At 38.8% G+C, this 10,635-nt stretch carries 14 protein-coding genes; 1 reads left to right on the top strand and 13 read right to left on the bottom strand.

All coding sequences use genetic code 11. From position 1 onward, the window contains the following. Nucleotides 1-149: 149 nt before the first annotated feature. Nucleotides 150-302, top strand: a complete 153-nt coding sequence (locus BUC45_RS11955; RefSeq protein WP_366749504.1) for a type II toxin-antitoxin system HicA family toxin — start codon at nt 150-152, stop codon at nt 300-302. Nucleotides 303-536: 234 nt separating this feature from the next. Here the strand turns inward: BUC45_RS11955 and BUC45_RS01865 are convergent, their stop codons facing one another. The 13 genes from BUC45_RS01865 to prfB all read right to left on the bottom strand — a co-directional run bounded on the left by BUC45_RS01865 (nt 537) and on the right by prfB (nt 10,621). Beyond that, a complete protein-coding gene (locus tag BUC45_RS01865) occupies nt 537-911 on the bottom strand; it encodes a hydrolase (protein ID WP_213973705.1) in 375 nt (124 codons plus the stop codon). Between the two features lie 79 nt (nt 912-990). Next, nucleotides 991-2,250 carry a DNA methyltransferase gene (locus tag BUC45_RS01860; protein WP_296969908.1) on the bottom strand — a complete coding sequence of 420 codons (1,260 nt, stop codon included), beginning with the start codon at nt 2,248-2,250 and terminating at the stop codon, nt 991-993. A 117-nt stretch (nt 2,251-2,367) separates the two neighbouring features. After that, nucleotides 2,368-2,589, bottom strand: a complete 222-nt coding sequence (gene csrA / locus BUC45_RS01855) for a carbon storage regulator CsrA (RefSeq protein ID WP_276791816.1) — start codon at nt 2,587-2,589, stop codon at nt 2,368-2,370. Next, the gene (locus tag BUC45_RS01850) at nt 2,583-3,038 is read right to left on the bottom strand and encodes a flagellar assembly protein FliW (RefSeq protein ID WP_296969906.1); all 456 of its coding nucleotides are present in this window, start codon (nt 3,036-3,038) and stop codon (nt 2,583-2,585) included. Before BUC45_RS01850 ends, csrA begins: the two co-directional genes overlap by 7 nt. A 13-nt stretch (nt 3,039-3,051) precedes the next feature. Then, on the bottom strand, nt 3,052-3,636 hold the full coding sequence (locus BUC45_RS01845; RefSeq protein WP_296969904.1) for a DUF6470 family protein: 585 nt from the start codon (nt 3,634-3,636) through the stop codon (nt 3,052-3,054). A gap of 162 nt (nt 3,637-3,798) precedes the next feature. Next, nucleotides 3,799-4,689 carry a flagellar hook-associated protein FlgL gene (gene flgL / locus BUC45_RS01840; protein ID WP_296969902.1) on the bottom strand — a complete coding sequence of 297 codons (891 nt, stop codon included), beginning with the start codon at nt 4,687-4,689 and terminating at the stop codon, nt 3,799-3,801. Between the two features lie 20 nt (nt 4,690-4,709). Continuing rightward, nucleotides 4,710-6,089 carry a flagellar hook-associated protein FlgK gene (flgK, locus tag BUC45_RS01835; RefSeq protein ID WP_296969900.1) on the bottom strand — a complete coding sequence of 460 codons (1,380 nt, stop codon included), beginning with the start codon at nt 6,087-6,089 and terminating at the stop codon, nt 4,710-4,712. Between the two features lie 14 nt (nt 6,090-6,103). After that, on the bottom strand, nt 6,104-6,607 hold the full coding sequence (locus BUC45_RS01830) for a flagellar protein FlgN (protein WP_296969898.1): 504 nt from the start codon (nt 6,605-6,607) through the stop codon (nt 6,104-6,106). Nucleotides 6,608-6,628: 21 nt separating this feature from the next. After that, nucleotides 6,629-6,925: a flagellar biosynthesis anti-sigma factor FlgM gene (flgM, locus tag BUC45_RS01825; protein WP_296969896.1), complete on the bottom strand. Its 297-nt coding sequence runs from the start codon at nt 6,923-6,925 to the stop codon at nt 6,629-6,631. Nucleotides 6,926-7,077: 152 nt separating this feature from the next. Then, nucleotides 7,078-7,482 carry a TIGR03826 family flagellar region protein gene (locus BUC45_RS01820; protein WP_296969894.1) on the bottom strand — a complete coding sequence of 135 codons (405 nt, stop codon included), beginning with the start codon at nt 7,480-7,482 and terminating at the stop codon, nt 7,078-7,080. Between the two features lie 57 nt (nt 7,483-7,539). Continuing rightward, nucleotides 7,540-8,256 (bottom strand): ComF family protein, encoded by a 717-nt coding sequence (locus BUC45_RS01815; RefSeq protein ID WP_296969893.1) that lies wholly within the window; start codon nt 8,254-8,256, stop codon nt 7,540-7,542. 229 nt (nt 8,257-8,485) lie between these two features. Further along, nucleotides 8,486-9,229, bottom strand: a complete 744-nt coding sequence (locus BUC45_RS01810) for a ZIP family metal transporter (RefSeq protein WP_296969892.1) — start codon at nt 9,227-9,229, stop codon at nt 8,486-8,488. 293 nt (nt 9,230-9,522) lie between these two features. Continuing rightward, nucleotides 9,523-10,621 (bottom strand): peptide chain release factor 2 gene (gene prfB, locus BUC45_RS01805; protein ID WP_296969889.1). Its coding sequence is split into 2 segments (ribosomal slippage): nt 9,523-10,551 and nt 10,553-10,621, totalling 1,098 coding nucleotides; the frame shifts between segments, so codons are not numbered across the junction. Nucleotides 10,622-10,635 lie beyond the last annotated feature (14 nt).

Below are 10,635 nucleotides of genomic sequence, written 5' to 3'. Positions count from 1 at the left end.
CCTGCATTGAGAGGATGTCATACACAAGCTAAAACCGTTGAAGAATTGCTGCCAAGAATAAAAGAGGCTATAGAGCTTTATCTAGAAGTGAATAACAGCAAAGTTACAGCAAATGAATTCATCGGCGTTCAGCAGATAGAGATTTCTATATGAGTAAATTAACTATTATTTCATCAGTGGAGATGGTACAAATCCTCAAGATCTTAGGGTTTGAGCAGATCCGACAAAAAGGCAGTCACAAATTCTTTAGACACAAAGGTGGAAGAACAACTATACTTCCGTTCCATGGAGAAGAGCTGTGAAGAGGCTTAATAAGAAAAATATTAATTGACCTCTCTGCCAATAAATTTATCTTCCTACCTTATTCCACAGTTCTTGAAATTCTTATTGACTTTTAGTTCTTTAATATTTTCTGCTCTGCTATTTTCTACAAGGGGTGCCTTCGCTGTAGATTTTACCTACTAATGGATAATCCCTTCATTTAATATTTAAGCCCCGGATGAAATCACCGGGGCTTAAAGCTTATGTATTCTATTTCACCTGCTTTGGCGCGCAAGTTTCTCTTCTTGGGCACATAGTCGATTGTCCAGTTTCTTTATGTCGTCCCATATGTATTTCAACTCGTTGTGAATAGCTTTTTGGCCTTTCTCCAGTCTAGCCTGACCTTGTTCCAGCTTAGCCTGTCTTTGTTCTAGTTTTGCCTGGCTTTGTTCCAACTTAGTCTGACTTTCTACTAACTTAGCCTGGCTTTGTTCTAACCTAATCTGGCTTTGTTCCAACTTAGTCTGACCTTCCACTAATTGAGCCTGACCTTGCTCTAGTTTAGTTAGACGAGTTTCCATTTTGACTTGGCCATCAGTTAAGATTTTTAATTGCTGCAATACCAATTCTTTAAACTGACTATCGTCCATAAAGGCCCTCCTCATTCTCCACTGCAAATTCAAGTAAAGCAATTATAGCTTATCATATTTTTCATAATAAAGGAATAGGTTAAAAATCTTTAGTGAAAAGTACTATTCTATTGGTGTTTGTCCCGGATTTGTTGTTTTTTACTCCCCATATATTGGATGTCTTTGTGAATTCCTGCCGGTTTACTAAAATGCCTGCACAGCTAAATCCTGCATTTATACCCAGTGGCACCACATATTCATCCAGCTTTATTTTACCGCCTTTTACCTCGCCTACTTCAAAGGCAACCCAACCGCCTTTTTTTGTTATTCGGTAAAGCTCTTTATATACATCCTGCATGACCGATGACCACTCTTCTATGGTCCTTGACATAGTAATATTGTTTGCGATTTCTTCGGCATCAATATCATTGAACCAGCATCTTAGCCAATTGTCTTTATCGTATTGGACCACATCCAAAAACGGCGGTGATGTTACCGTGAGGCTGACGGATTCATCGGGTATTTCCGATGTATTCCTTGCGTCCTTTGTAAGGAATAGGCCGGTCTTACCGGCATTATGCAGATTCTTTATTTCAGCTTTTTCAAGGTTCTTTATAAGGCTTTTTGATTTTTTGATGATGAGTTTTTTGGTGTCTCTATACTCCGGCTTTTGGTTTCTTTTTGCATTTATTATTAGCTGTCGGTCAGGAGTCACTGCTTGGTTGGGAGGAAGGGTGTACACTGAAAAAAAGCCAGGTGAGTGCCCGGTCAGACGGTTCGTAGCCACCATTCTAATCCATGCGTCCAATGAATCTTCTTTTCCTTCACAACTTCTTTGTTTTAGATAATTTTTCAGTGATACTATTTCTGTTTCGGTATCGATATGGTAGAACATGGAAAGGTCTATATCCGCTCGAGCACTTTTATCATATGGGATTTTATCAAGTCTTTCGATTACGGCATCTATATCGGGAACAAAAAATCTTGGCATTGTTAGGATTCGGCTAAGGGGATTTATATCATTTGAAATGATATTTCTCCCAAGAATTCCGGCTTCAATTACTGTAGTCCCTCGCCCGGAAAAGGGGTCATAGACGGTATCTTTTTCTTCTGTAAGGAGGTTTATGAAAAATCTCGGCAATTGCGGTTTGAAACACGCTCTGTAGGATACTTCATGCAAGGGGGATGCCTGCCTTTGCCTTGATGTCCAGAATTCGTTTATAAAGCGCGGTATCTTCATCTTATTTATTTCAATATATTCAACTTTTGTGGAGGAGTTATCATCAAAAAGGCTTATGTTCTGATCCTTGAAAGTAAATTTTTCTATGTATCTGATTATATCGCGGGAATTTAAGGACATTCTAACACCTCGAAATTCTGTTTTTTTATTTTAGTAGGGGCGGTCATCGACCGCCAGCTCCGACATGGAAGGTACATTATAAAACCGCAAATAATGCGGTTGTTGGAAATCTTTGATTTACAGGCCTTTGAAAAGCTCATCAATGACATCTTTGCTGACACCTGTAGCTTTTATATTTTCTCCGCTGATATCTTCATATAGTTCCAGTCTGAGAACTTTTGTGGTTTTCGGGGCTTCGATGCCTATTTTTACCCGATCGCCTTCGATTTCAAAGATTTTTATAAGGACATCTTCGCCTATGTATATACCTTCTCCTGCTTTTCTTGTAAGGACTAACAAGATTTACACCGCCCATCATCGGAGTTTTTTGTTATGTTTATAGGTTGGCGTATATCGTATTCGGGATTTTCGGCAATAAACTGATCGGCTATGCGTTGGGCAGGATTTATAACTATCGGCGCCTTAAGATTCATTGTGATATTTTTTGCCTCTTTGGAAATTGTAAGGACACACAAAACTATCGCCTCTTGGGGCGATGTTATGTCTAGTTTGAGAAGTTCTTCTCTTGAAATTTTAGGTGCATAATCAGGATAAAAATGCGATGGGTCTGCAACGGGTAAGGCAATTCCGGGTTCATTTAAGGCCTGCAGCCATTTAACAGTATCACTGCCAGGATGGTTCAGCAATAAGTATTTTTTATACTGTTCCAAGCCCATAATGCCGTTTATAAAAGTTATCACCTTTTCTTCATCAGTTTTCAAATCCTCAAAGTTGGTATCTACTGTCATAATAATACAACTCCTATGCGATGCTATCTATATTTTGACCTTTCGGAACTGCTTTAATGGCTATGTATGGATTTTCTTCCATAAAAATATTAATTCTTGCCTTTTCGCAGTCAATGACAACCGGTTTTCCCGAAACATTTACTTTAACATTGCCGGGCAGAAGCTGTGATCTTATTTCGCCATATCTGAAGGTAATGCGCGGAGGTGTTTTCGGTACTGCATCTACATTGATTTCCGGCGGTTCTTGAAAGGACTCGCTTTCCACTATATCGCCGATGGATATACCCTTTTCGATTGCTCCTAAGGCATCGCCTCCGGCAGATTTGCTGCCCAGATATTCCATAACATATTGTTTAGCTTCATCCCTCCATATGGTAGATGCAACAAGCGGCTGGGGATAACCCATATCAGTCCTGCAGCGGGAACAATCAATGTCTTCGATAATCGGGAAAGTATTTTCAACAGAGAACTCTGATGACTGAGTTTTTATTTCAACACCTTGCTGCTGAATATCCATTTTAGGGTCTATAGAAGCATTATAGGTATCAATGCCTATTTTCCCAAACTTAAATTGGATATCAAGATCATAGATGAGCATTACAAATCCCCCTAACCGATAGCAGCGCAAAAAATATCTTCGCCATTTTTAATAAAACAACATACATTATTCGATAAGGCTATCATCGAGAACTGTGATGTCTGGATGATCCAAGACCGTTTCCTATAAAGAGGCTTGATATTGTTATAGGTTAGAATACGATTATCTTAGAAAATCAACTAGGCTTGGCTGAATGATTCTTGCCCCTACTGAAAGGGATGCTCTGTATACGCTTTCTTCCATTTTTAAGTCAGTTATCATCCGAGCTAAATCAATATCTTCGATATTTGAAAGCTGTGCTTTATAATCAACTTCATTGGCATCGAGTCTTAAGACCGTAGCCTCTAAGCGGTTGCTGCGTGCACCTATCTGGGCACGATATTTTAAGACTGTGCTCGTCGCATTTTTTATATCTGCCAGAACCTGACCTGAAAGAGCTTCGGTATCATCCGTTTCGATAGCAGTTTCAAGGTTTTCCACCGCTTTGAATATATCGCTGAATACGTCATAGCCCGTCAAATTTATAGATATGCGTTCAGACTGACCTAAGTCATATTCAATAGCCCCATTAACAGTATCGGGGTTTTCCTCTATTTCGCCCGTAACATCATTTTTAATAAACGGGGGTTTATCCGTAGAATACCCGCCAAACAGATATCTGTCAAGGCTTGTCGAATTTGCTTCTTGAAATAGCTGATCCTTTAATTCCTTAACTTCATATAGTATTTTTTCTCGGTCATCGGGGGTTAATGTGCCGTTTGCCACTTGAACCGTAAGTTCATCTAAACGCTGAAGTATATCGCCCGTATTAGTAAGAGCTGTTTCCGTATCTTTCATCCAGGTCAAGGCATCTTGGGCATTGCTGTTATACTGCTGTATAGCTGCAATCTGTCGGCGAAGTTTGATAGCCATGGCAGCACCTACCGGATCATCGGATGGACGTCTTATGTTTTTTTCAGATAATATCTTGTCATTAACATCACTTAAACGTTTTAAGTTTTGCATAAGGTTTCGCGTAAAATTTTCACTTATCATAGATTGAGTTACTCTCATGTTTCATCTCCACCTTCCGATTACACACCCATGCGATTGATTATGGTATCCAGCATTTCATCTACTGTGGTTACAATTCGACTGGCCGCATTGTAACCATGTAGGTATTGGATCATCTTGGTCATTTCTTCATCCAGGGATACACTGGATGTCATTTGTCTGCGTTCGTTCAGTTGGCTTACCATAAAAGCCTGACTGTCTGCCGCTCGGGCAGCCTCCTGTGAATCTACTCCGATTTTTGCAATAATGGTGCCATAGTAGTCGTCAATAGTGCAGTTTCTGCCATCTATGTCTATAGTCTTATATCTAAAGTTTGCCAATTCCAGGGCGATCCGATTATCACTGGGAATACCATCCTCTTCTTCTGCGGCCGCTATTTTTGAAGGATTGCTAACTATATCTGGATTTACCGATAATACCCCATTGGCATATTCAAAAAATGCTATTGCCGTTTCACCATCTAAGTTATAGCCTGTTTCATGAATCGCATTAAATTCGTCCACAAATGTTTGTGTAAACTTATCTAATTGGTCTAAGTAGTTCTCCAGTTTATCATCTCTTAATTCTATAAGGCCTTTGAGTTCGCCTTTTAAAATCCGCACATCCGAAGTATACTCTTTCCATTTTATTTTTCCATTGGGAACCGAAGTGTCAAATTCCATATTGGCACTATCCGGTCCTTTTACTAAAATAGCGCCACCGACATTTACAGAAAAAATTCCGTTCTCATCTTCGTAGGATTCAAATTGTACCAAGTTCGACAGCTGATCTAAAAGGAGATCGCGACTGTCCTTTAGATCTGCCGCAGAAGCGCCGCCGGTTTCCGCCTGCCGTATCTGAAGGTTTAGTTGAGCAATCTGGCTGGCAATACTGTTGACTTCGTTTACCTGTATGGAAATCCTATAATTTATGTCGCTTACTATGTCATTTAGCTGAGTTACGGCGTGATTAATGGTATTGGCCAATGTAATGGCTTTTTCTTTGACCGTTTCACGCGCTTCCTGTGAAGCCGCATCTTTGGAAAGTGTTTCAAGCCCTGCCCAAAATTCATTTAACACCGAGGCTATGCCGATGTCCGACGGTTCATTAAAAACTGCCTCCACCTGTTTTAAAATATCACTTTGAATATTCCACTGCCCAAGACTGGAGTTTTCATTTCTATACTGCCTGTCGGTAAATTCATCGCGTATGCGATCCACATCAGATACCTTTACACCTGTTCCTATTTGCCAATTAGCTCCCATTCCATAAGCAGTATGAGTAGCCTCTAAAATTACTCTTTGCCGGGAATAGCCCGGAGTGTTGGCATTTGACACGTTATGAGCTACGGTTTGCTGAGCTCGTTGATTGGCAAACAAAGCCGTTTTTGCGATTTCGATTCCTAAAAAACTTGATTGCAATAGCTTTCACCGCCTTATGCTTTTTTATCAATAAAATGAAACGCTTTCTGTGTATTGACTCCATCAGGACTGTAATTAGTTTTTATTTCTCCGGAATCAGTCAAGAGTTTGATTGAAAAATCAATGTAATCCAATGCACTTTTAATCAGCTTTGCATTTGTCTCATTTTTTGTATCAACTTCGAGTAAAACCGATTTAAGTTCACTGTAAATACCGGAAAAAGTTTCGGCTTCTTGTTGATCCGGGAAAATACTTTTAAGAAAATCCGCTTTTACTTCGGAAGTATCTTTACCATGCTCTTCGGCAATCTGTTTTACCAACTCAACTCTTTCTTCTTCTAATTTACCCAATTTGAAGATTAATGCCTGTTCTATTTCAGTTATTTCGTTGAGCAGTGCAAGATCGCCCTTAATAAGTATATTTGTTTTTTCTTCAGCGAGATTCGATAATTCTTTATATATCTCAAGCTGTTCTCTCATGACATTTATAAGGATGGATCCGACTAACTCTTGTTTCATATTCAAAGCCCCCATTGCCTCTTAAATCAATTTCTCTGTAGAATGTTCTTCAATAATCTTATCTGCCACCAATTTACCGTCTATATTGTAGGTTCCGGCATTTATCATAGTTTTTAACTCTTTTACTTTTTCAATTCTTATATCATCTGCCTTAGAGGCAAGTTTGACCAACCTGGCAAATTCCTGCACATCCTCAGAAATACTCAACTCATCAGCTTGCATTTCTTTAGATTTTATATCAGTTTTGCTTTTGATTTGCTCCGGATTTTTCAGGTAAGTTCTTATTACCCCATCTAATTGACTTTTTGAGATATTCATGTTAAAAAAGCCCCCTTATAAGAGTCTTAAAGCTAACCTCTTCTTAATATATTTCGGATAGATTTTATATATATATAAGTCTATAAAACGAGCATATACACCGCTGATGAGGATTTATCTCCTTTTTCCGCTCTTTATTTGCTATATATATCTCATTTTTTATCTTTTCTCAGTTTTGACAAATGCAGTTTCCCTTTCATATCTTCATCAACAAACATTGATTTTTGGCCTGAGGTAAAACCGCCTTTTAATTTGCCTGTACATTTTTCACAAAATCTGCCATATAAAATTGGTGCTCCACAGGTCTCACAGCTCAAAACAATATTGACATTTTTGCTGCTCAGCATCAATCTGCCTTCTTTTAAATACTCCAAAATACTTTTAGTAGGCACCCCGGTAGCCTCAGATATTTCTTCTACTGTAGCTTGAGGATTATCGTAAAGAAAATCTCTCACGCGATCAAAACCTTCTTCATCTTTTTTTAAACACTCAGGGCACAAGTTTCGATGATTATAGACGAAAAGTTTCCCACACTCCGGGCAGTTTCTAAGATCCATATCGGTTCCACTCCTTTACATATATATTCGAAATCTTTGTATTTTTTCTTTAGCCTATTATCCTCTTGCACAAGTCATTACATAAACAGCTTTAGCTCCGGCTTCAAGAAGGCTTTTGGAGCACTCTCCGGTCGTAGCACCAGTAGTATACACATCATCTATCAAAAGCACAGTCTTATCATGGATTTTACTATTTTTTACAACTTTAAAGGCACCTTCAAGATTTTTCTTGCGGAAAGATTTATCAAGAAAGGTCTGATGTTCAGTTGGTTTTACTCTTTTTAAGCCATTAAATACCGGTATACTGCTTTTTCGAGCCAAAATTTTCGTCAGTAAATATGCTTGATTGAAACCTCTTTCCCTCTGTCTTGCTGCATGAAGAGGAAGCGGAACCAGGTAGTCAAAATCAGGCCATGAAATTTCCTTTAAAAGACTAAACATCATTTGACCTAAAATTTCTGCCAGTTCTTGCCTTCCATTATATTTAAACTCATAAATTAATTGCTTTAATACCCCATCATATCGGCCATAAGAGCGGGCTTGCACAAAAGCATGGTGTTCGTTTTGGCAGTCATTGCAGAAAAGAAACCCGGTTTTTAACGGCTTTCCGCATTTACCGCATAAAGGCTCGGTAAGTGGCTCAATCTTATTCTTGCAATTTTCACATATGATCGACTCGGTATTCGCAAGTCTATTACCACATAGCAGACAGTAGGGCTTTGGAGGAAACAGTATATCTAAAAAAAATCTCGTTACGATTTCCTTTTCGCTCATAAAACCAACTCATTTCGCAGATACAACACACTCAAGCTTTAAATACTCACATGTGTTATTTTATACTAAGATGTAATTATAATTCTACAGTATTCTGTCAGATTCCTTCTTAGTCAAAATATCGGCTTTTTAAATGCCCTATAAAACAATAAAAGCGAGAAGTCATCGACCGCCCGCTTTTATTGCCTTATATCATATCATAGTCATTTACGGCATGGTATAAAATATCTTAAAACAGCGAAACCATAAGACCTATAATTACACCTAAAATAGCTCCGAATGTAGCTGAGTGGCCCTCGGATAATTCATCAGCTTCAGGCAGCAGTTCGTCAAAGACTACGTAAAGCATTGCCCCAGCCGCAAAGCCAAGAGATAGGGATAAAATCAAGCTTGATACTCCTCCGGCCAATGCACCGCAAAATGCTCCTATGCCCATGGGAACACCTGCTAATGCAGTCCACATTAATATGCTTAAATTACTTAAAAATCCGGCTTTCATAGGCCCTGCCATAGCCATACCTTCGGGTATATTTTGTAAGCCTATAATAAACGTCAATGATAAACCTAACTCATCTGATGCAGCATATCCTGCTCCTATGGCTAAACCCTCAGGAAAGTTGTGCATCGCTATACCTAAACCTATAAGAATGCTTGCGCGCATATAGCGAACCTGTTTACAGTCGCCATCTGTTCCGCTTTGAAAGTGGCAGTGAGGTAAGTATAAATCCAAAAGCAAAAGAAATACAACACCCATCAATAAACCTATGAAGGCAGAGAAAGGTCCTCCCATTCTAATAGCTTCAGGAAGTAAATCAGAAAAGACCACCGATAGCATTATCCCTCCGGATAAAGCAATAACAGAACTTAAAACTGTTTTTCTAGGCTTTCCAAGTAAAACAATTAGCAACCCGCCCAAACCCGTTCCAAATACACCAGCTAAAGTTCCTTTTAATGTAATGTTCAAGACTTCCATGAAATAGACCACCTGCTTTTTAAAATTAATTTTCTCTTAATGATTATGTTTATGATGTTCAAATTCTGCTGCATTAACAGAAATTATATACCCTGATTTTGACTATTACTATCAATCATATCATATATAATGCCCAATATTTTTACTATAATAAACTTTTAAGGTCAACATCAATTTGGTTTTAGCCTCTGTTTTATATTATACGCATAGGTTTTACTTGTCAATTAAAATTAGGGAGTATCGCAAATATTTTAAAATATTTGCGATACTCCCTAATAAACAACCGTATATCTCTACCTTGCTATTGATTTTAAATATGCATTTATAAACTCATCCAATTCACCGTCCATTACCGCTTGAACATTGCCTACTTCTACATCGGTTCTATGGTCTTTCACAAGGCTGTAAGGATGAAAAATATAGGACCGTATTTGACTTCCCCAAGCTATCTCTTTCTGGCTGCCCCTTATTTTATCAAGTTCCTTTTGCTGTTCTTCCTGATAAATATCAAAGAGTTTTGCCCTCAAAATCTTCATTGCCGTATTGCGGTTGCTTTGCTGTGAGCGCTCATTTTGGCACGATACTACTGTTCCTGTTGGAATATGAGTTATGCGGACTGCAGACTCGGTTTTATTTACATGCTGGCCGCCTGCTCCTCCCGATCGGAAAGTATCTATTTTAAGGTCTTCAGGTTTAATGTCTATTTCAATATCATCATCAATTTCAGGCATAACATCTACTGACGCAAAAGATGTATGTCGCCTGCCGGCAGCATCAAAGGGGGAAATCCTGACTAAGCGGTGCACTCCTTTTTCCGACTTTAAATACCCGTAAGCATTTGGTCCCTCCACCAAAATGGTGGCACTTTTTATTCCGGCTTCATCACCCGGCAGCATATCAAGTATGCTTACCTTATACCCCTTATCTTCAGCCCATCGGGTATACATGCGAAGCAGCATACTCACCCAATCCTGGGCTTCGGTACCTCCCGCACCCGCATGAAGAGTAAGAATGGCATTTCTACTATCATATTTACCTGAAAGAAGGGTTTGTAATTTCATTTTTTCTAACTGCTTTTTAAAGTCTTTCACTTCATTAAGCAGTTCCGTTCGAAGTTCTTCATCATCGGTTTCGGTGCATAGCTCGATTAGGGTCAAAAGATCATCATATTTTTTTTCAAGTAATGTGAAATTATTAAATTTTTCCTTAAGGTCATTTAACTGCTGCAAGGTTTTCTGAGCCAATTCTTGGTCGTTCCAAAAATCTGCAGCAAGGGTTTTCTCTTCTAACTGATTTATCTCCAGTTTAATTTTATCGATTTCAAAGTGAATCCCTCAGTTCAGTTAAAACAGGCTTTGCCGCCTCTATCTCAATTCTATATTCATCAAGCATGTTTATCCCTCATC

Origin of the sequence: Tepidanaerobacter sp. EBM-38 (assembly GCA_001896545.1) — a bacterium.
Classification (GTDB): Bacteria; Bacillota; Thermosediminibacteria; order Thermosediminibacterales; family Tepidanaerobacteraceae; genus Tepidanaerobacter.
This window is presented reverse-complemented; position numbering and strand designations above follow the sequence as displayed.